Source organism: Inhella sp. (assembly GCF_041912635.1).
Taxonomy (GTDB): domain Bacteria; phylum Pseudomonadota; class Gammaproteobacteria; order Burkholderiales; family Burkholderiaceae_C; genus Inhella.
In genome coordinates, this window is record NZ_JAYRMO010000004.1 from 99934 (window position 1) to 120615 (window position 20682).

The 20682-nt window shown below is 70.4% G+C and carries 17 protein-coding genes; 3 read left to right on the forward strand and 14 right to left on the reverse strand.

Translation table 11 applies throughout. From position 1 onward, the window contains the following. Positions 1-9: 9 nt before the first annotated feature. Positions 10-963, forward strand: coding sequence for an MBL fold metallo-hydrolase (locus ACE3QP_RS03495; protein ID WP_374433576.1), 954 nt, complete (start codon positions 10-12; stop codon positions 961-963). Positions 964-968: 5 nt separating this feature from the next. Here the strand turns inward: ACE3QP_RS03495 and ACE3QP_RS03500 are convergent, their stop codons facing one another. From ACE3QP_RS03500 to ACE3QP_RS03565, 14 genes are all read right to left on the reverse strand, one after another. After that, entirely contained in the window at positions 969-2390 is a 1422-nt protein-coding gene (locus ACE3QP_RS03500; protein ID WP_374433577.1) for a diguanylate cyclase, read from the reverse strand. Positions 2391-2393: 3 nt separating this feature from the next. Further along, complete coding sequence (locus tag ACE3QP_RS03505; protein WP_374433578.1) at positions 2394-2900, reverse strand: Dps family protein; 507 nt, start codon at positions 2898-2900, stop codon at positions 2394-2396. Between the two features lie 33 nt (positions 2901-2933). After that, on the reverse strand, positions 2934-4421 hold the full coding sequence (gene ntrC / locus ACE3QP_RS03510; protein ID WP_374433579.1) for a nitrogen regulation protein NR(I): 1488 nt from the start codon (positions 4419-4421) through the stop codon (positions 2934-2936). After that, on the reverse strand, positions 4421-5476 hold the full coding sequence (gene glnL / locus ACE3QP_RS03515) for a nitrogen regulation protein NR(II) (protein ID WP_374433580.1): 1056 nt from the start codon (positions 5474-5476) through the stop codon (positions 4421-4423). Before glnL ends, ntrC begins: the two co-directional genes overlap by 1 nt. Positions 5477-5486: 10 nt before the next feature. Further along, complete coding sequence (locus tag ACE3QP_RS03520; protein ID WP_374433581.1) at positions 5487-5957, reverse strand: hypothetical protein; 471 nt, start codon at positions 5955-5957, stop codon at positions 5487-5489. 67 nt (positions 5958-6024) lie between these two features. Next, entirely contained in the window at positions 6025-7443 is a 1419-nt protein-coding gene (gene glnA / locus ACE3QP_RS03525; protein ID WP_374433583.1) for a type I glutamate--ammonia ligase, read from the reverse strand. A gap of 172 nt (positions 7444-7615) precedes the next feature. Continuing rightward, positions 7616-8419, reverse strand: a complete 804-nt coding sequence (locus ACE3QP_RS03530) for a competence/damage-inducible protein A (protein ID WP_374433584.1) — start codon at positions 8417-8419, stop codon at positions 7616-7618. Positions 8420-8423: 4 nt separating this feature from the next. After that, on the reverse strand, positions 8424-9281 hold the full coding sequence (locus tag ACE3QP_RS03535; protein ID WP_374433586.1) for an EI24 domain-containing protein: 858 nt from the start codon (positions 9279-9281) through the stop codon (positions 8424-8426). Between the two features lie 11 nt (positions 9282-9292). Then, positions 9293-10279: a sterol desaturase family protein gene (locus ACE3QP_RS03540; RefSeq protein ID WP_374433587.1), complete on the reverse strand. Its 987-nt coding sequence runs from the start codon at positions 10277-10279 to the stop codon at positions 9293-9295. Beyond that, entirely contained in the window at positions 10267-11022 is a 756-nt protein-coding gene (locus tag ACE3QP_RS03545; RefSeq protein ID WP_374433588.1) for a polysaccharide deacetylase family protein, read from the reverse strand. The genes ACE3QP_RS03540 and ACE3QP_RS03545 overlap by 13 nt, the downstream gene beginning before the upstream one ends. After that, a complete protein-coding gene (locus ACE3QP_RS03550; protein ID WP_374433589.1) occupies positions 11019-12005 on the reverse strand; it encodes a YncE family protein in 987 nt (328 codons plus the stop codon). Before ACE3QP_RS03550 ends, ACE3QP_RS03545 begins: the two co-directional genes overlap by 4 nt. 84 nt (positions 12006-12089) lie before the next feature. Continuing rightward, positions 12090-14453: an ATP-binding protein gene (locus ACE3QP_RS03555; RefSeq protein ID WP_374433591.1), complete on the reverse strand. Its 2364-nt coding sequence runs from the start codon at positions 14451-14453 to the stop codon at positions 12090-12092. Beyond that, positions 14450-15319, reverse strand: a complete 870-nt coding sequence (locus tag ACE3QP_RS03560) for a response regulator (RefSeq protein ID WP_374433592.1) — start codon at positions 15317-15319, stop codon at positions 14450-14452. Before ACE3QP_RS03560 ends, ACE3QP_RS03555 begins: the two co-directional genes overlap by 4 nt. Before the next feature lie 101 nt (positions 15320-15420). Continuing rightward, positions 15421-16233 carry a TIGR00266 family protein gene (locus ACE3QP_RS03565; protein WP_374433593.1) on the reverse strand — a complete coding sequence of 271 codons (813 nt, stop codon included), beginning with the start codon at positions 16231-16233 and terminating at the stop codon, positions 15421-15423. 154 nt (positions 16234-16387) lie between these two features. On the opposite strand from ACE3QP_RS03565, the gene ACE3QP_RS03570 reads away from it, so the two are divergent. Then, entirely contained in the window at positions 16388-17998 is a 1611-nt protein-coding gene (locus ACE3QP_RS03570; RefSeq protein WP_374433594.1) for a FecR domain-containing protein, read from the forward strand. Continuing rightward, a complete protein-coding gene (locus ACE3QP_RS03575; protein ID WP_374433595.1) occupies positions 17995-20550 on the forward strand; it encodes a CHASE2 domain-containing protein in 2556 nt (851 codons plus the stop codon). Before ACE3QP_RS03570 ends, ACE3QP_RS03575 begins: the two co-directional genes overlap by 4 nt. Positions 20551-20682: the final 132 nt, after the last annotated feature.

The following is a 20682-nucleotide window of genomic DNA, read 5'->3' on the forward strand; positions in this document are numbered from 1 at the left end:
TCCCGCTCCATGTCAAAGGATGCGATTCTTCCCCAACACACCGAGGCCCTGGGCTACGGCATCTACGCCATCGACACCGGCTTCCAGCGCCCGCGCTTCGACGCCGCCTACCTGATGGTCGAGGCCGGCCGGGCCGCCTTCATCGACACCGGCACCAACCACTCGGTGCCGCGCCTGCTCGAAGCCCTGGAGGCCCTGGGCCTGGCGCGTGTGGCGGTGGACTACGTGATTCCCACCCATGTGCACCTGGACCACGCCGGCGGCGTGGGTCTCCTGATGCGCGAACTGCCCAGCGCCACGCTGATCTGCCACCCCCGCGGCCTGCGCCACATGGTGGACCCGAGCCAGCTCTGGGCCAGCGCCACCGCCGTCTACGGCGCCGAGGAGATGGCACGCAGCTATGGCGAACTGGTTCCCGTGCCGGCCGAGCGTGCACGCCCGAGCAGCGACGAGCTGGTGCTGGAACTGGCCGGCCGGCCGCTGCGCTTCATCGACGCCCCCGGCCATGCCAAGCACCACCACTGCATCTGGGATGCCCGAAGCCGCGGCTGGTTCACGGGCGACACCTTTGGACTTTCCTACCGCGAGTTCGACGAAGGCGGCCGGCCCTGGGCTCTGCCCACCAGCACGCCGGTGCAGTTCGAGCCCGAGGCCATGAAGGCCTCGATCGCCCGCATGCTGGCGGCGGAACCCGACTGCCTGTACCTGACCCATTACGGCCGCGTGCGCGAGGTGGCGCGCCTGGCCGCCCTGTTGAACGGACTCATCGACGGCATGACAGCCGTGGCCCGCCAGGCCCAGGCCGAGCGCCACGAGCGCATCAAGCAGGGCCTGCTGGCGCTTTACGCCACCAGCCTGCGCGAGCACGGCAGCCCGCTGGACACGGAGGAGATCGAACGCCTGCTGGCCACCGACCTGGAACTGAACGCCCAGGGCTTGGAGGTCTGGCTGGGCAAGGCCTAAAAGACTCAGTCGGCCGTCAACACACGGTCGCGCCCGGCCTGCTTGGCGGCGTAGAGCGCGCCGTCGGCGCGCTTGAGCCAGTCGCTCCATTCGCGGTCGGCCGCCTGCAGGCTGGCCACGCCCACGCTGACGGTGAAGCGCGGCAATTCCGGCCCCGGCAAAGTGGCCAGCGCGGCGCGCAGGCGCTCGGCCACGGCGCAGGCCGCAGCGGCGTCTTGCTGCGGCAGCAGCACCAGGAACTCCTCGCCGCCCCAGCGGGCCGCGCGGTCCAGGCTGCGCAGGCCGGCGCGCAAGGTGTCCGCCAGGGCCACGATGGCGGCATCGCCCACCGCGTGGCCCTGCTCGTCGTTGACGCGCTTGAAATGGTCGATGTCCAGCATCAGCAGGCTGGCAAGCTCGCCATGACGGCGGCCACGCTGCACCTGCTCTTCCAGCGCCTCTTCCATGGCGCGGCGGTTCAGCAGGCCGCTGAGCCGGTCGGTGCGCGCCAGCAGCTCCAGCTCGGCCAGCAGGCGCTCATTAGCAGCGCTCCAATGCCGGAAGCTGCGGTAGCCGAAGAAGGCGACGAACAGCACGAACAGCGCCATCACCCAATAGAAGCTCCAGGCGGTGGAGAGCAGGGTCTGCACGGTGTCGAGCTGCCGGGCATCGGCGCCGGCCAGGCGCTGCTGGACCCAGCCTTCGGCCAGGCCCAGGGTGCCGGCGCCATAGGCCAGCACCGCGCAGACGATGACGAGGATCAGGCGCAGGGCCAGGCGGCGCGGGTCGGTCGGTGGCGGGGCCAGCAGGACCGGGCGCCTTGCCAGCCAGGCGCTGATGCGGGGGCGCGTCAGCCACAGGAGCGGCCCCACCAGCAGCACCGCCTGCAGCAGGCCGCCCAACCACCAGCCCTGCCAAATGGGCAGCAGGCCGGTGTTGTCGATGCGGTTGGTGTAGCTCCAGATCAGGGCGCCGGCCGAGCCGAACACGCTGGCAGCAAAAGCCAGCATCACGAAGTACAGCCAGGCACCCCCGCTGTGCAGCTCGGGGCGGCGGTCGATGGCGCGGTAACCCAGGGTATAGACCGCCAGACCCAGCGGGTTGCTGCAGGCGAACAGCAGCGCCCAGGCCAGCGGCATGCCGGCGTACAGCGCCAGCGTGAAGGTGGCGGCGTAGACGAGCGGGGCGGCCCAGGCCCAACCAAAACACAGCGCCCACCAGCTGGCCAGTACCAGGGGCGGATACACCGTCACGTAGACGGTGACGCCGGCAAAGCGCAAGGGCAGCCCGGACCAGGCCAGGATCACCGTGGCCAGGCCGCTGGCGATACACAAGGCCAGCGACAGCAGCCAGCCCAGGCCCACCCAGCGGCGCTCGGCCGGGGTGGCTGCGCGCCAAAAGGCGCGCAGGCCCACCGTTTGCTGGGTTTGGGCGGGCGGCGGGGTCAAAGGTCAGCCCTGCAGCAGGCTGCGCAGCATCCAGGCGGTCTTCTCGTGCACGTCCAGGCGCTGGGTCAGCAGGTCGCAGCTGGGCTGATCGTTCGCGGCATTGGCGGTGGGAAAGGCCGCGCGGGCGGTGCGCGCCACGGCCTCGTGGCCCTGCATCAGCAGGCGCACCATTTCGTCGGCCTTGGGCGGCTCGGCCGGGGCATCGGGCAGGCTGGAAAGGGCCGCGAACTGGGCGTAGCTGCCCGGCGCCACATGGCCGAGCGCGCGGATGCGCTCGGCGATCGGGTCCACCGCGTTCCACAGCTCGGTGTACTGGGCCATGAACATCGCGTGCAGCGAGTTGAACTGCGGCCCAGTGACGTTCCAGTGGAAGTTGTGCGTGGTGAGGTAAAGGGTGTAGGTGTCCGCCAGCAGGCGGCTCAGGCCGGCCGCGATGGCTGCGCGCTCCTTGCCGCTGATGCCGATGTCGATGCCCTCGCCCGCGCTGCCCGCCTTGCTCTTCTTCGCCATGGGTCCTCCGTCAAGATGAACCCACAGCCTAGCTCAGGCGTCGTCGTCGCGGTGGTCGAGACCCAATTCCTGGATCTTGCGGGTGATGGTGTTGCGGCCGATGCCGAGCTGGCGTGCCGCGTCCACACGGCGGCCCTGGGTGTGGGCCAGCGCGGCTTCGATCAGCGTGGCCTCGAAACGGCGCGTGAGCTGGTCCCACACCTCGGGCGCGCCTGCGCGCAGCAGCTCGCGCGCCTGCACGGCCATGGCCTGGGCCCAGTCGGACACTGGCGGCGGCTGCAGGGGCGCCTGCGGAGGTGCGGCCTGAGCCTGGGCCGGCGTGGGCGCGAGGGCAGGCGTCGCGTCCACGGGGACTTCCGGCTCGCGCCGCTCCAGCACCTCGGGCGGCAGGTCGCGCGGCTCCACCACCTGGCTGGGCGCCATCACGCTCAGCCAATGGCAGAGGTTCTGCAGCTGGCGCACATTGCCAGGGAAATCGAAGGCGGTCAGCGCCGCCAGCGCCGCCTCGCTCAGGCGCTTGGGTTCCACGCCCAGTTCCTGTGCACTCTGCGCCAGGAAGAAGCGCGCCAGCAGCGGGATGTCCTCGCGGCGCTCGCGCAGCGGCGGCAGGCGCAGGCGGATGACGTTGAGGCGGTGGAACAGATCCTCGCGGAAAGCGCCCTCGCGCACCCGCTGCTCCAGATGCTGGTGCGTGGCGGCGATGACGCGCACCTGGCTCTTGATCGGGCTGTGGCCGCCGACGCGGTAGTAGTGACCATCGCTGAGCACCCGCAGCAGGCGGGTCTGCAGCTCCAGCGGCATGTCGCCGATTTCATCGAGGAACAGCGTGCCGCCCTCGGCCTGCTCGAAGCGGCCGCGGCGCGTGGCCTGGGCGCCGGTGAAGGCGCCGCGCTCGTGGCCGAACAGCTCGCTCTCCAGCAGATCCTTGGGGATGGCCGCCGTGTTGATGGCCACGAAGGGCCCGTTGGCGCGCGGGCTGTGCTTGTGCAGGGCACGCGCCACCAGTTCCTTGCCGGCGCCGCTCTCGCCGGTGATCAGCACCGTCACCTGGCTCTGGCTGAGCCGCCCGATGGCACGGAACAGCTCCTGCATGGCCGGGGCCTGGCCCAGCATCTCAGGAGCCTGTGCCTGCGCGTCGAACGCGGCGGCCTCGCTGCGACCCTGTTCGAGCGCGCGCTGCACCAGCTCCACCGCCTTGCCAAGGTCGAAGGGCTTGGCCAAGTAGTCGAAAGCACCGCCCTGAAAGGCCGAGACGGCGCTGTCGAGATCGGAGAACGCGGTCATCACGATCACCGGCAGCTGCGGGTGCTGGGCCTTGACCTCGGCCAGCAGGTCCAGGCCCGAACCGCCGGGCATGCGGATGTCGCTGATCAGCAGCGCCGGCGGCCCCTCGTCGGCCAGAGCGCTGCGCACGTCGCGCGTGTTGGAGAAGCTGCGCACAGGCAGGCCCTCGCGCGCCAGCGCCTTTTCCAGCACGAAGCGGATCGAGTGGTCGTCGTCAACAACCCAGATTGGTTTCATCAAGGCAGGGGCAGCAGGATGCGGAAATCGGTGCGCCCCGGTTCGCTGTCGCAGTCAATGATCCCTTGATGGGCCTGCACGATGGTCTGCGCCAGGTGCAGGCCCAGTCCGGTACCGCCCTCCCGCCCCGTCACCAGGGGGAAGAACAGCCGATCACGAATTTCGCTGGGCACGCCGGGGCCGTTGTCTTCCACATGCAATTCGAGTGCCAGGCGCCAGCGCTGCTTGCCCAGCGTGACCTGGCGCGCCGCGCGCGTGCGCAGCACGATCTGCGCCGGCTGCCCCGCCGCAAGCTGCGGCTGCAGGGCCTGGGCGGCGTTCTGCACCACATTCAGCAAGGCCTGGATTAGCTGTTCGCGGTCACCGCGGAACTCGGGCAGCGAAATGTCGTAGTCGCGCCGGATCGTGAGTTTCGGGAACTCGATCAGCACCAGCGCGCGCACGCGCTCGCAGACCTCGTGGATGTTCACGTCGCTCACCACCTGGGCCTGGCGGTGCGGGGCGAGCAGCCGATCCACCAGCACCTGCAGGCGGTCGGCCTCGTGCACGATGACCTGGGTGTACTCCAGCAGCTCGGAGTCCTGGCCCAGCTCCAGTGCCAGCAGCTGGGCGGCACCGCGCAGGCCACCGAGCGGGTTCTTGATCTCGTGCGCGAGGTTGCGGATCAGGTCCTTGCTGCTGCGCACCTGATCGAGGTTGCGCTCCTCGCGCTCGTGGCGGGCCTGTTGGGTGGCCTCGATCATCTCGACCACCAGATGCTGCGGGTCGTCGGTCTGCGAGACCAGCACCAGCACATCGAGCAGTTCCTCATGCGGCGCGCGGCGCAGCTGGGCTTCGAAGCGGGCGGTGGCAAAGCGGTTGCCCTGCACGGCGGCCAGCGTCTCGCGCAGGCGCCGGTCGTCGGCAAACCATTCGAACAGGGTTCGCTGCTGGGCAGCGCGGCGCGACAGGCGCAGCTGGTCTTCGAACGCGGCGTTGGCGAAGCGCACCTGGCCGTCGGGCCGCACCACCGCGATCAGGGTGGCCAGTTGGTCGAAGGCCGCGTAGTCGGTCAAGTTCTTAGGGTCAAGGCAGCTTGGCCAGTTCGCGCTTCAAGGCCTCGATGTCGACCTCCTGCCGCGCGATCGCAGCGCGCATGTCCGTGACCTTTTGCTGGTAGACGGCGAAGTTGCGCTCGGTGCGCTCGGGCTGGCCGTCGTTGAAGTCCTTCTTCAGCTGTTCCAGCTTGGCCGTGGCTTCGCGCAGCTCGGCCTCCAGCACCTTGCGGCGCTCGCTGTCGCGTGCCCTCTGGGTGTCGTCGGCAACGCGCTCACGCTTGTCGGCCGCACCGCCGCCAGCGGCGGGCGTGGGTGCCTTGGACTTGGCCGGGGAGACCACCGTGATCGGCGCGCCCTCGATCGAGCGACAGCCCTTCTCCTGCGCCTCGCGCGGCGAGAGCTGGTCGGTGTAGAGCACCGGTGGCCCGGGGCAGCGGTACACGACCGCATGGGCCTGGGCGGTGGCAAGGAGCATCAGCAGGGTGGGCAGCAGCTTCATGCGCGCGATTGTCAAGAAAAAAGGGGAGGACATCCGCCCTCCCCTTCACACCTCAGCCCTCCAGGGCTTACAGCGCGTAGTACATGTCGTATTCGACCGGGTGCGTGGCCATGCGGAAGCGGGTCACCTCTTGCATCTTCAGGTCGATGTAGGCATCGATGAAGGCATCGGTGAACACGCCGCCCTTGGTCAGGAAGGCACGGTCCTTGTCCAGGTATTCCAGGGCCTGGTCCAGGCTGTGGCAGACGGTCGGGATCTTCGCGTCTTCTTCCGGCGGCAGGTGGTACAGGTCCTTGGTGGCAGCCTCGCCCGGGTGAATCTTGTTCTCCACGCCGTCCAGGCCGGCCATCAGCAGCGCGGCAAAGCACAGGTAGGGGTTGGCGCTGGGGTCCGGGAAGCGGGCCTCGACGCGGCGGCCCTTGGGGTTGGCCACGTAGGGGATGCGGATCGAGGCCGAACGGTTCTTGGCCGAGTAGGCCAGCTTCACCGGGGCTTCGAAGCCGGGCACCAGGCGCTTGTAGCTGTTGGTGCCGGGGTTGGTGATGGCGTTCAGGGCACGGGCGTGCTTGATGATGCCGCCGATGTAGTACAGGGCGAAGTCGCTCAGGCCAGCGTAGCCGTCACCGGCGAACAGGTTCTTGCCGTCCTTCCACACGGACTGGTGCACGTGCATGCCGCTGCCGTTGTCGCCGACGATGGGCTTGGGCATGAAGGTCGCGGTCTTGCCGTAGGCGTGGGCGACGTTCTGGATCACGTACTTCTGCAGCTGGGTCCAGTCGGCGCGCTGCACCAGCGAGCTGAACTTGGTGCCGATTTCCATCTGGCCGGCGTTGGCCACCTCGTGGTGGTGCACCTCGACCGGGATGCCCAGCTGTTCGAGGATCAGGCACATCTCCGAGCGCATGTCCTGGCCGCTGTCGACCGGGGGCACGGGGAAGTAGCCGCCCTTGACGGTGGGGCGGTAGCCGCTGTTGCCGTGCTCGTATTCCTTGCCAGTGTTCCAGGCGGCTTCTTCCGATTCGATCTTGAAGAAGCAGCCCGACATGTCGTTGGCCCAGCGCACCGAGTCAAAGATGAAGAACTCGGGCTCGGGGCCGAAATAGGCGGCATCGCCCAGGCCGCTGGCCTTCAGGTAGGCCTCGGCGCGCTTGGCCAGGGAGCGCGGGTCGCGCTCGTAGGCCTTGCCGTCGGCCGGATCGATGACGTCGCAGGTCAGGATCAGGGTCGGCTCTTCGAAGAAGGGATCGATGTTGGCGGTGTTCGGGTCGGGCATCAGCAGCATGTCGCTGGCCTCAATGCCCTTCCAGCCGGCGATCGACGAACCGTCGAACGCGTGGCCGCTGCTGAACTTGTCTTCGTCAAAGTGCGAAACGGGCACGGAGACGTGCTGTTCCTTGCCGCGGGTATCGGTGAAGCGGAAGTCGACGAACTTGACCTCGTTCTCCTTCACCATCTTCATCACATCGGCAACGGTCTTGGTGGCCATCCAAACTCTCCAAATCGGGGGCGGGTTGTGCGGACTCGTCAGCCCCGGAAGGTGCCGGAGGCTGCGATACGGATTACTAAGCAGCGTTCATGCCAGCACCCCGGCGGCAGCACTGCCTGGGGGCGGGAGAACCATTATGGGCGGCGACGCACCGCAACAGTGCGCAAGCGACTCATCGCACCAATTCAGTGCAAATGGATGCACCAAACTGGATCAATCCCTCGCGCAGTGCTGCATAGGCGGTCTGCAGTTCGGGGTCGGGCAGGGCCTTGACGCCCAACTCGATGCAGCGGCCCCACTGGGGGTGGTCCACGCTGGGCAGGCTGAACACCTTGACCGGGGCATGCTCGGCCTCGATGCGCTCCATCAGCGGGGTCAGCTGGGCCTCGTAGGCGCCCTGCACCACGCAGGAGCGTTCGCGCACACCCACGGGTTGGACATGGGCGGCGTAAAGCGTGTCCAGCACCCAGGCCATCATGGGGTGGGCCATCACCGGAAAGCCGGGCAGGAAGTGCAGGCGCCCCAGGCTGAAGCCGGGAATGCGGTTGTACGGGTTGGGGATCAGCGTGGCGCCTTGCGGCAGCACGCCCATTTGCAGGCGGCGCTGCATGTCGGGGTGCTCGTCGGGTTCCAAAGGCTGGCCGCGCTCGGCGGCCATCTCGGCGGCGCGCTGGCGGATCAGCGCCTGCGCGCCGTCATGGGCCTGCAGCGGCACGCCCAGCGCGCGCGCGGCGGCCTGGCGGGTGTGGTCGTCGGGCGTGGCGCCGATGCCGCCGCAGCAGATCACCGCGTCGCCGCTGGCCAAGGCGGCGCGCAGGGCGGCGGCCTGCTGGGCCGGGTCGTCGCGCACATAGCGGGCCCAGTCCAGCTCCAGGCCGCGCGCGGCCAGCAGCTCAATCAGCTTGGGCGCATGGGCATCCTGACGCTTGCCGCTGAGCAGCTCGTCGCCGAACACGATCAGTCCGAACTTCAACATCGCTTCACTCCTGCGGCAGCTGCACGGGGTCGATCACGCGCGCCGGCACCTCCAGCGGCGCCTGGCGCAGGGCCTGCAGCGCGGCCAGGCCAAAGTGCGCGAACCACAGCGCCGCAAACGCGAACACCAGCATGTAGAGCCAGATGGCGATGGGCAACAGCAGCGGCGCCAGCACGATGGAGAGCGCGCCAAAGGCAAAGATCAGCGCCGGCGCCGCGCCCAGGAAACCGGTGAGCACGCCGATGCCCAGCAAGGGCCAGCGCTGCTCGCGCATCAGCTGGCGGCGCTCCTCGGCACTGGCGTGGTCGGCCAGCACGTCGTAGGCGAACACGCGGTAGGTCAGCCAGCCCCAGATCAGCGGCGGCACCACCAGGGCCACGGGCGGGATCAACCAGAAGGGCATGCTGAACAGCAGCAGCACCAAGGCCAGCAGCGTGGCCCCCAGCGAGCCCAGCAGGCCACCCAGAAAGCTGCCGCCGCGGCGCCGCTCCAGGTTCGGAAAGCGGCGCTCCGCCACCAGTCGGGTCAAGGCCGGGGTCATCAGCGCCGCCACCAGCACGATGGCCAGGCCCATCACCAGCGGCAGGGCCAGGGCCAGGGTGATGACCGGCGCGATGACGCTGCGAAAGCCGGTGGCCCCGAGCTGCTCCAGCCAGCGCAGCGCCGCGTCCACGAGCCGCCAGTCCTCCAGGCTGGCGCGCACCGCCGACACCGCGGGCTCCCAGAAGAACCAGGCCAGGCCGAACGTCAGCACGGCCGCGATCAGCAGCGGCAACAGACTCCAACCGATGACACGCGGGTGCAGGCAGTAGGCGGCGGCGCGCCAGCCGGCATCCAGCACGCGGTTGGCAGCGGGGGGCATGGGGTGGGCTTTCATGCAGACCTTTTCATCAGGGCAGACCACAGGCGCTGCAGGCCCAGCAGCTGCTGGGCCCACAGGCCGCCACCATAGTCGCGGCCACCTGCCTCGGGCAGTTGGTCACGGATGCCGGTGGGCGGGAAAGCATCGTCGAAGCGGGCGGTACCAAAGAGCTGATCCCACCAGGGCAGCAGCACCCCGAAGTTGTGCCCTCCCAGCGTGCCCGGCCCGGCGGCCTCATGCCCCAGGCCGATGGCATGGTGCAGGCGGTGGAAGCGCGGGCTGACCCAGAGCCGCTCCAGCGGGCCGAAATGCAGGCGCGCGTTGGCGTGCTGCAGGCTCTCGAAGGTTTGCGTCACCAGTGTGATGGCCATGAACTGGGCCGGCTCGGTGCCGAGCAGCAGGCCCAGCAGGGCGAACAGCGCGGCACCCAGAAAGTCGTCCAGGAAGTGGTTGCGGTTGTCGGTCCAGCGGCCCATCTGGCGCTGGCTGTGGTGCAGGGCATGCAGGGCCCACCACCAGTTCCAGGCGTGCTGGGCACGGTGCAGCCAGTAGCCGGCGAAATCGAACACCACCAGGTAGAGGGCGAAGGCGATCCAGGGCTGGTCGCTGACACCGGGCCACAGGGCGTCCAGATGCCAGGGCTGCCAGCCCCACAGACGGCCCTGCACGGCCAGCGCATCCACGAGGGGGTCCAGCGTGAAGAACAGGCCCAGACGGAACAGACCGAGGCGCTGGATCAGCGTGTAGACGAAGTCCACGCGCACCGGCCGCCGATCCGTCCAGCGCTCCACCGGGCGCCAGCGCTCCAGCGCACCCAGCACCACGGCAATGAAACTCAGCTGCAGCAGGCCAGCGAGCAGCCAGCCGGTTCCGCTGAAGGCCTCGCCCGCCACCGAGGCCAGGCCAAGCGCCTGCACCAGGGGCAGCACCAGGGCCTCGAAGAGGGCCTGCTGGGCGCGGTCGAAGAGCTCGAACGGGGCGTCGATCAGGGAGTCCATGCCGAACGGTAATCCGGATGCTCGCGCAGGCGCGCGAAACAAAAGCCTTTGGCCTTCAGACCGACGATGAGCGGCTCCAGCACCGCCGGCGCCCAGGGCTCACGGCGGTCCCAGATGCCCAGGTGGGCGAGCAGCACGTCGCCGGGCTGGATGCGCGCCAGCGCACGCTGCAGCAGTTGCTCGTTCGAAATCTGCTCGCTCGGCAGCTCGTCGCCCAGGAAGCCCGCCGGGCTCCAGCCCACGTGGCGGAAGCCGCAGGCCTGGGCGGCGGCCAGCAGGCGCGGCGAGGTCTTGCCGGCCGGGGCACGGAAGAGCGGATCGAGGGCGCGGCCGGTCATCTGCTGGAAGCGTGCGTCCACGCGCCGCAGTTCGGCGCAGTAGGCCGCGGCGTCGAGCCGGCGCCAGCTCGGCGCTTGGCGGCCCGCCTGGGTGCGGAAGCGCATCGCGCCGTCGGCCAAGTCAGCCACCCAGATGTCATGTGCCCAGGTGTGGCTGCCGAAGTCGTGCCGGCCGCTGGCAGCCAGGCGGCGCCAGAACGGCGCCCAGTGCTCGTCCAGGCTGTGGCCGCCCGCCAGCGTGGGTTCGCTGGCCAGGAAGAAGGTGGCGGGCACCTGGTGCTTGTCCAGCGTGGCGGCCACCTGCTCGGCCACCCCCATGTGGCCGGTGTCGAAGCTCAGATAGACCGGGCGCTCGCAAGCCACGGCCAGCGCGGGCAGGGCCAGGGCGAGCAGCCAGGGTCTCATCGACGGGGCAGGTGATCGAGCGTCCAGACCCCGTGCGGCGAGCGCCCCACACGCACCTGGGCCACGACCTTGCGCTCGACCATATCGATGACGGTGAGCTTGCGTGCCCAGCGCGAGGTGACGAGCAGGGTGCGACCGTCCTTCAGGAGCTCCATGTCGTCGGGGCCACCCGGGGCGGGGTACTGGTCGGCGATGCGCCAGTCCTTCAGGTCCAGCTTGCTGATGGTGTTGCCGGCGCGGTTGCTGACCAGCACATGCCGCCCGTCACCCAGCGAGCGGAACGAATGCGCGCCGGCGCCAGTGTGGAAGCGCCCGGCATAGACCGGCGTCTGCGCGCCGCGCAGCTGCCAGACCTGCACGAAACGGTCGCCGGTCAGGCCCACCAACAGGTAGCGCTCGTCGGGCGTGAGGTAGACATCGGCCGGCGTCTTGCCCACCGCCACCTTCCACAGCACCTTCTGCGTGCCCAGGTCCACGCACAGCAGCTCGTCGCTGTCCTGCATGCTGGCGTAGAGGCGCTGGCTGGCGTCGTCGATGAACAGATGGCTGGGCGTGCGCGCGGTGGGGATGCGCTTGACCAGCTCCAACGGCTGCTCAGCGGCCATGCCGTGCCAGCGGTACAAGTCGACATGGTTGAGCCGGTTGGCCGCCGTGACGAACCACTTCATGTCGGGCGAGAAGCGCAGGTGGTAGGGGTCGGCGATGCCCTGCACGGTGCGCTGCACCGCGGCGCTGACGGGGTCGATGAAGGTCAGCGAATCGGCGCGCGCATTGGCGACGATCAGGCTCTTCTCGTCCGGGCTCAGGTAGAGGTGGTGGGGCTCCTTGCCGGTCTGGATGCGCGTGCGCTCGCGCCAGGGGTTGCGATCGACCACCGAGACCGAGGCATCCATGGAATTCAGCACGAACACCGGCGGCGGCGCATTCGCCATCGCCGCCCCACACAGGCTCAGCACCAGCGCGCCCAGCCCCCAAAACCCCATCGACTTCATACGCTCCACCACCCCGGGGAATCCCGGAGGGCGCGCATCGTAGCGCCCGCCAGCGCTTGGCCCGGGGTCAGCCCCCTAGAGTGAACTCTCGTTGGCGTAGGGCAGGTGCACGGTGAAGGTCGAACCCACGCCCACTTCCGAGCGCAGCTCGATGCGGCCGCCATGCTTGTGGACGATGCGGCGCACGATGTCCAGGCCCAGGCCGCTGCCCTCGCCCCGCGGCTTGGTGGTGAAGAAGGCGTCAAAGATGCGCGACTGGATCTCCGGCGGGATGCCGCAGCCGCTGTCGGTGAAGGCCACCACCGCCTCGCCGTCCTGGCGCTCGATGGCGATGGTGAGCGTGCCCTTGTATTGCATGGCCTGCAGGGCGTTGTGGATGAGGTTGGTCCAGACCTGGCAGAGCTCGTCGGGCAGGCAGCGCAGCGGGGCGAGGGGCTGGTAGTGACGCACCAGCTCGACCTGGTGCTTGAGCTGGCTCTGATACAGCGTCAGCACGGTCTCGACAGTGGACTGCAGATCCGTGAGCACCGGCTCTTCCACGTGGTCGGAGCGCGAGTAGGACTTGAGCGCGAAGACGATCTTGCTGACCTTCTCGACCGCGGTGTGGATGTTGGCGGCATTGCTGGCGATGGTGTGCAGGCACAGCGCGGTGCCGAGCACGCGGTCGACCTGCTCATGGCGCAGCAGGGGCAGGAAGTGCTCGACGCGCTCCTGCACTTGCAGTTGCACCAGCTGGCTGGCCATCAGCCGCGCGCCCACCAGCCCCTGGGCCTGCAGCTGGCTGGCGAGCTCGCGCACCACCGAGCGTTCCTCACGACTGCTGAGCAGCGGCCGGAAGGTCTGCGCGCCCTCGATCAGCTCCTCGAACAGGCGGCGCTCGCTCTCGCTGAGGGCGCGCAGCACTTCCGGCAGCTGGTGCAGGGCCTGCCACAGCGCCACGGTGATGTTGCTGCCGCTGGCCTTGATGGCGCCGATCGGGGTGTTGATCTCGTGCGCCACGCCGGCCACCAACTGGCCCAGCGCGGCCATCTTTTCCGACTGCACCATCTGCGCCTGGGCGTGGCGCAGCTCGGCCAGCGCCGCGGCCGCCTCGGCGCGGGCCGACTCGGCATTCGCATACGCGGCCGCGTTGGCCAGCGCGATGGCGGCATAGGGCGAGGTGGAGCGCAGGATCTCGATCTCGCGCTGGCCGTAGGCGTGCTCGCGATAGCTCTGCACGCACACCACGCCGATGCGCTTGCCGTTGGCCACCAGCGGCCGCAGGATGGCGGCGCCCAGGGGCCGCTTGACCAGCCCCTCCAGCTGCGGCGCGCCGCTGGCCTGCGAGGCATCGGCCAACAGAAATTCCGAATCCGCCAGGAAGGCCTGCACCGTGAGCCAGCGGTCATCGCTCAGCGGTAGGCGCATCGGCGGCGCCTCGACACCCTGCTCCATGAAGTACACGTACTGCAGCGCGTCGCCCTCGGGCAGCAGCAGGGCCACGCCGTAGACATCGGCATCCATCATCTGGCTCAGGCCGTGGTGCAGCTTCTCGCACACCGAGCGCACGTCCAGGAAGGAGGTGGTCTCCAGCCCGATCTGGCCGAGCTGGCGCAGGGTGTGAGCGGAGTTCTCCAGCGCCTGGTTCGCTTCCGAGAGCTCCTGCGTGCGCTCGCTCACCAGCTCGGCCAGGTGGTCGCGGTGGTGCGCCAGCTCGGCCTCGACCTGCTGCTGCGCCTTCAGGTACTGCGCCAGGCTGTCCTGCAGCTGGTTCACGCCGTCCACCAGCTGGGCGAGCTCGTCCTGCCGCTCGGTGCCGCGTTTCAGGTCAAGGTGCTGGTGCAGGCGTTCCGGCCCCAGCTCGGCCAGATGGCGGGCGATGCGGCGCACATGCTCGGTCACCATGCGGTTGAAGATCAGCATGATGAAGCCGGCCAGCAGCAGCGACTGCACCAGCTGCGTGACGATGATGTCGCGCAGGTCGGCACTCAGGCGCTGCCAGATCAGGCGCTCGTCGCCCCGCAGCAGCAGCCGCCCCACCTGCTGGCTGGAAGCGCCCACATAGGGCCGCAGGCTCAAGGGCGCCTCCAGGCGCGGCGCGCGGTCGGAAGCCTGGTAACCCGGCCGCTGACGGCTCAGCTTCTGCACCTTGAGCTCGGAGCCGCTGCGCAGCTCCACCTCCACCGCCCCCACCGCCGGCACCTGCAGCGCGCTGCCCAGGTGCACCTCCAGGCCCTCGTTGTCCACCTCCCAGATGGCCTTGGCCAGGGTGTGCTGGTAGACCTGCACGATCAGCGCGAGTTCGCCTTGCATGACCTGCTGGTTGTGCTGCCAGGCGAGCGCGGCGCGCAGGCCCACCGCCAGCAGGGAGAAGGCCAGGCAGAAGCCTAGGGTCAGCAACACCAGCCGTGCCGCCAGCGAGGCCGGCAGCCGCGGGCGCAGGCGCTGCCGGACGCTCAATCGGCCACACCCACCTGGACACAGCCTTCGATGCGGGCCGCCTGCAGGGCCTGCGCCGCGCGCTCGATCAGCGCGAGCGCCGGTTCACCGGGCCGCGAACTGGCCACGCCAAGGCTGAGCTGCGCCGCGCCCTGCAGGCCCTGCAGCGCCATGCGCTGGCGCAGCGCCTCGGCATGGGCGAAGGCATCTGGCAGTTCGGTGTTGCAGTTGATGACCAGGAAGGCCTCGCCGCCCCAGCGCCCCACCACATCGGTGGCGCGCTGGTGGCGCTGCAGCTGCTGCACCAGGGCCAGCAGGGGGCGTTCGTTGCTGCCCTCTTCCTCGCCCAGGTCGATGAGGGTGACGCACAGCGGCCGCGCCGCGGGCTGGCTCAGGCGCTCATCCAGCAGCTGCGCCAGCTCGGGGGCGGTACACAGGCCGTCGCGCGGGTCGCCGGTGGCACTGCGGCGCGACAGCCATGCCTGCCGCTCCCAGTAGGTGCGCACCGCCGCGCGCGTGCTGCGCACCAGCTCCTCGCTGACGAAGGGCTTTTCCAGGCAGCGATAGAGATCAGCCTCGGCCAGCGCGCGCTTGACCCCGCTCAGATCGCTCTGGCCGGTCAGCATCATCTTGACGGTGGCCGGCGCCATGCCGTGCAGGCGCACGAGCAGCTCGTCGCCGCGCATGCCGGGCATGATGTAGTCGCTGATGACGACCGCCAGATGGCGCTGCTGGTCGCGCATTTCGCGGCAGATTTCGAGCGCCTCCTCGGCGCTCTCCGCGATCTCCACCCAATGACCGAGGCCCAGTTGCGGCACCAGCAAGCTGCGCAGCGCCTGCAGCAGGGTGGCGTCGTCGTCCACGCAGAGCACCACGGTCTCGGTCATCGCCCCCCCTTCGACTGCTTTTTGTAGTGGCTTGTTACAAGCCTTGAGGCACTCTAGCAGCGTGCGCCCCGGGGCGCGAGGCGCAAATGCCCGACTCCGTCTTATTCGTCGTCGCCGCCCAGGATGCCCCCCAGCAGACCGCCGGCGCCGAAGCCACCCAGCACCGAGCCCTCCTCACGGCTGCCACCTTGCTGCGGCGCAGCGGCAAAGATGCGCGAGGCCAGACGCGAGAAGGGCAGGCTCTGCAGCCAGATCTCGCCGGGGCCAGTGAGCTTGGCGAAGAACAGGCCCTCGCCGCCGAACAGCGCGGTTTTGATCTTGCCGACGTACTGGATCTCGAAGTTGACGCTGGGCGTGTGCGCCACCAGGCAGCCGGTGTCCACCAGCAGGGTCTGGCCGGGCTGCAGGGTGCGCTTGACCACGGTACCGCCGCTGTGCACGAAGGCCAGGCCGTCGCCTTCGAGCTTCTGCATGATGAAGCCCTCGCCGCCGAAGAAGCCGACCGAGAGCTTTTGCTGGAAGTGGATGCCGATCTGCACGCCGCGCGCGGCGGCCAGGAAGCTGTCTTTCTGGCAGATGACCATGCCGCCCATCTGCTTCAGGTCCATGGCAATGATCTTGCCTGGGTAGGGGGCGGCGAAAGCGACGCGCTGCTTGCTGCTGCCGTTGTTGGTGTAGACGGTGGTGAACAGCGACTCGCCCGTGACCAGGCGCTTGCCCGCGCCGAGCAGCTTGCCGAAGAAGCCCTGCTGCTGCTGGCGGCCGTCGCCGAACACCGCGTCCATGCCGATGCCGGCATCCATGAACATCAGGGAGCCCGCCTCGCCGATCGCCGCCTCGCCGGGGTCGAGTTCGACCTCGACGAACTGCATCTCGGCGCCCTTGATTTCGTAATCGACGACATCCATGCCCATGGCCATTCCTCGCAAGCAAACCAAAAAAGGGGCGCCATGGTAGCGGCGGCCAATGCGCCCTGTGCGTCAAGCGGATTCACCCGCAGCACGAAGGACCGGCACGCGCCCGGCCGGCCCGCAGAATGGCGGCACCGCAAAGACGGGAGGAACCGGCATGAAGGCGTTCGTTCTGCCCTGGCTGATCATGGCCAGCACCTGGGCGGGGGCGCAGGCCCCGCAGCACCAGCATCGCATCGTGCCGGGAGACACCCTGATCGGCCTGCAGCAGCGCCTGCTGCGGCCCGACATCAGCTGGCAGATGCTGCAGCGCCACACCGGCGTGCGCGACCCCTTCCGCCTGCAGCCCGGCCACACGCTGGCCTGGCCGCGCGAATGGCTGGCCGAACAGCCGGCCGAGGCCGAGGTGCTGTTCGCACTGGGCGGCGTGGAGCTGGAACGCGGCGGCCAGCGCAACCCGCTGAGCTCCGGCGCCCGCCTGGTGGAGGGCGACTGGCTGCATGCCGGTCCGCAAGGCAGCGCCACCCTGCGCTTCGCTGATGGCGCCCGGCTGGTGCTGCGCCCCTCCAGCCGCCTGCAGCTGGGCCGGCTGAGCCAAGGGCGCCTGGGCGTGCGCAGCCAGCTGCAACTGCAAGAGGGCGCTGCAGACAGCCGCGTGCCCCCGCGCAGCGCTGAAAAGCAGGCCGTGCGCCGCCTGCCGGCCCGCTTCGAGCTGCTCACACCTGTGGCCAATCTGGGCGTGCGCGGCACCGCATTCCGCACCCAGGTGCGCAACGGCCAGTTGCACCTGGAGGTGCTGGAGGGCGAGGTCAGCGCCGCGCAGGGTCGCAGCGCGCAGGCCGTGCCCGCCGGCCAGGGCCTGCTCAGCCAGGGCCAGCCCGGGCGCCCGCAAGCCCTGCTGCCCGCCCCGGCGCTGGCGCTGCCGGCACGCATCGAACGCCTGCCGCTGCGCTGGACGGGCGCGGCCCCCGGCGCCAGCGCCCTGCGCGTGCAGGTGCTCGACCCCGCCGGGGAGCAGCTCTGGCTTGATGCCCGCGCCCCGGCCAACGGCTGGGAAGGCGGCGCCGAGCTGCCCGATGGCCGCTACACCCTGCGCGTGCGCGCCATCGCCGCCGACGGCCTGGAAGGCCTGGACGCCGAGGCCCCCTTCGAGCTGGCCGCCCGGCCCGAGCCCCCCTTCCTGCAGACGCCCGCCGCGGCGGCGCAGCAGTACGCGTCGCGTGTCGAGTTCCGCTGGACGCGCAGCGCCGCGGCCCAGCGCTACCACCTGCAGATCGCCGAAGACGCCGGCTTCACCCGCCTGCGCCACGCTGACGCCACGCTGCCGGACACCCAGTTCGGCCTGGAACTGCCCGAGGGCGTGCACCACTGGCGCGTGGCCAGCGTGCGCGCCGACGGCCACCAGGGTCCCTGGAGCGATGCCCAGCAACTGGAGCGTCTGCCGCCGCCCCCGGCCCCACCGCCGCCGCAGAGCGAGCGCCAGGGTGACCGTCTGCAGCTGCGCTGGGCCGCCAGCCCCCTGCCCGGCGTGCGCTACCAGCTGCAGGCCGCCAGCACGGCCGATTTCGCCCAGCCCTGGCTGGACACCACCCTGGCCGAGGCCAACGCCGAGCTGCAGCCTCCCGGCGGCGGCACCCACCACCTGCGCCTGCGCAGCCTCAGCCCGGACGGCACGCCCGGGCCCTGGGGCAGCACGCAAAGCATCGAATGGCCGGGCGGCTGGCGCGGCTGGCTGTTCTGGCTGCCCGCGTTGGCCTGGCTGCTTTGAATCCCTCGCGCCGCGGCCTGTGGGCGGCGCTGGCCGCCGCCCTGCTGGCCGCCTGGGCCCTGCACCTGCCCGGCGGACCGCTGGAGCGCTTCTGGCTGGACTGGCAGCTGCGCTGGGCCGCGCCCCAGCAGCCGCCCGAGGGCGTGCTGGTCTACGACATCGACGACGCCAGCCTGGCCCGGCTGGCGCCGCGCCTGGGCACCTGGCCCTTTCGGCGCGATGTGTATGCGCTGCTGATCGACAGCCTGCGCCGCGCCGGGGCCGAGGTGATCGCCCTGGATCTGCTCTTCCTCGACCCCGACAGCGGCGACAGCCTGCTGGCGCAGGAACTGGACGCCAGCGGCGCGCCGGTGCTGCTGGCCGCTGCGGGCGTGGGCCAGCCCGAGCTGCCCGACAGCAGCCGCGCCAGCGTGCGCTGGAACCAGCTGCTGCTGCCGCTGGCCGGCCAATCGGTGCGGCCCCGGCTGGGCGTGGTCAGCAGCCCGCTGGACAGGGATGGCCGGCTGCGCACGCTCTGGCTTTATCACGAGAGCGGCCAGGGCCACTGGCCCAGCCTGCCGCTGGCCCTGCTGGAGGCCGGCCCCCAGAAGCGCCCGCTGCCGGCCGTGGGGGCCGTGATCGCCTTTCCGCGCAGCCCGGCCGCCGAGGTGCGCACCCTGCCCTTCGCCGATCTGGCGCTGGCCGCGCTCGAAGGCCAGGACGACGCGCCCGCGCTGCGCGCCGCCAAGGGCCAAGTGGTGCTGATTGCCAGCAGCGCCCTGCTGGCCGACCGCGTGATGACGCCGGCCGGCCAGCTGCGCGGCGGCTCGGTGCTGGCCCAGGCCTACGCCAGCCTGCGCGATGGCCGCTGGCTGCAGCCCCTGCCGGGCGCGCCGCTGATCCTGCTGGGCGCGCTGCTGCCCTGGCTGTGGGCGCTGCTGCTGGGCCGCACCCAGCCGCGCCTGGCCACCGCGCTGGCGCTGGGCGGTGCGCTGCTGCTGGTCGCGCTGACAGCCCTGGCCGGCCACCACCTGCACTGGTTCGACCCCAGCCCGGCCCTGGGCGCACTGGCCGCCGGCCTGGTGGCGCATCTGATGCTGCACCAGCACCGCACCCAGGCCGCCGCGCGCCAGGCCGCGCACGAGCGCGCCGTGGCGGCCGAGGCCAATGCGGCCAAGTCGCGCTTCCTGGCCCATGTCAGCCACGAGATCCGCACCCCGCTGCATGCCCTGCTGGGCCTGAGCGAGCTGCTGGAGCAGGCGCCGCTGGACGCCGCGCAGCGCCGCAACCTCGACCTCATGCAGGCCTCGGGCCGGCACCTGGCCACCCTGATCAACGAGCTGCTCGATCTGAGCGCCATCGAGCTCGGTCAGATGCAGCTGCACCCCGCGCCCTGCCGCCTGCGCGAGTTGCTGCAGGAATGCGTGGACCTGATGCAGCCGCTGGCCGAGGCCAAGCAGCTGCGCTGCACCCTGATCGCCCCCGGCGAGCTGCCCGAATGGGTGCTGCTGGACCGCCAGCGCCTGGCCCAGATGCTCTTGAACCTGCTGGGCAACGCCATCAAGTTCACCCAGCAGGGGCTGGTGGACCTGCACGCCCGCTGCGACACCGAGGGGCGGCTCAGCCTGGCGGTGGCCGACACCGGCATCGGCATCGCCCCCAGTCAGCAGTCGCGCGTGTTCGAGCCCTTCGTGCAGGGCGAGGATCGCATCGGCGGCACCGGCCTGGGCCTGGCCATTTCGCGCGAGCTGGTGCGCCTGATGGGCGGCGAGATCAGCGTGCACAGCGTGCCCGGAGCTGGCAGCCGCTTCGCCTTCAACATCCCGCTGCAGCGGGCCGAAGCCCCCGACCCCGCCCACGCGCCCGCACAGGCCGGTGCCGACCGCCCGCTGCGTGTGCTGCTGGCCGAGGACAACGAAGTCAACGCCGAGCTGTTCCGCGCCCAGCTGGCCGTGCTGGGGGCGCAGATCGACCACGCCGACAACGGCCTGCTGGCGCTGGCCATGGCCGAGCGCGCGGACTACGACCTCATCGTGCTGGACATCGACATGCCCGGGCTGGATGGCCATGCCTGCGCCCAGGCCATCCGCACCCAGGAACAGGAGCGCGGACGCCCACGCACGCCCATGCTCTCGCTCTCTGCCCATGCCCAGGCCGAAGACGCCCGCGCCAGCCTGGCCGCCGGCTGTGACGAGCACCTGGACAAGCCCATCACACGCGCGCGCCTGCTGCAGGCGGTGGTGCGCTGGACCGGGCACGGCCTGCCCGCCAGCCCGCCGGCGCAGCCTGCGCCCGCCCTGCCGCGCGCCGATGGGCAGCAGCGTCAGCGGGCCCATGCGCGCGTGTTCCTGAGCCGCTGGGCCGCCGCCTGGCGCGAGAGCGCGGCCCGCCCGGACGCGCGTCAGGCCCTGCTTAATGATCTGGTGGCGTGCGCGCGCGGACTGGAGGATGCGGAGCTGCTGCGGGCCGCCGAAGCGCTGGCGCAGCAGCCGGAAGATGTGGCGCGGCTGCAGGCGGCAGATCAGGCCGTGGCCGGTGCGCAGTGGCGGCTGCGGGAGGCCAGGCGGAATTGAGAACGGCCCCGGGTGGGGCCGTGTGGGGTGTTGGGGCGCGTGGACCGAGGCCTGCCAACGGGAGCGGTGACTGAGGCTCTGGCAGCCCCCCAGCCTGCGGATCGTGGACTTCCTGGAGGAGCTGTGAGCCAG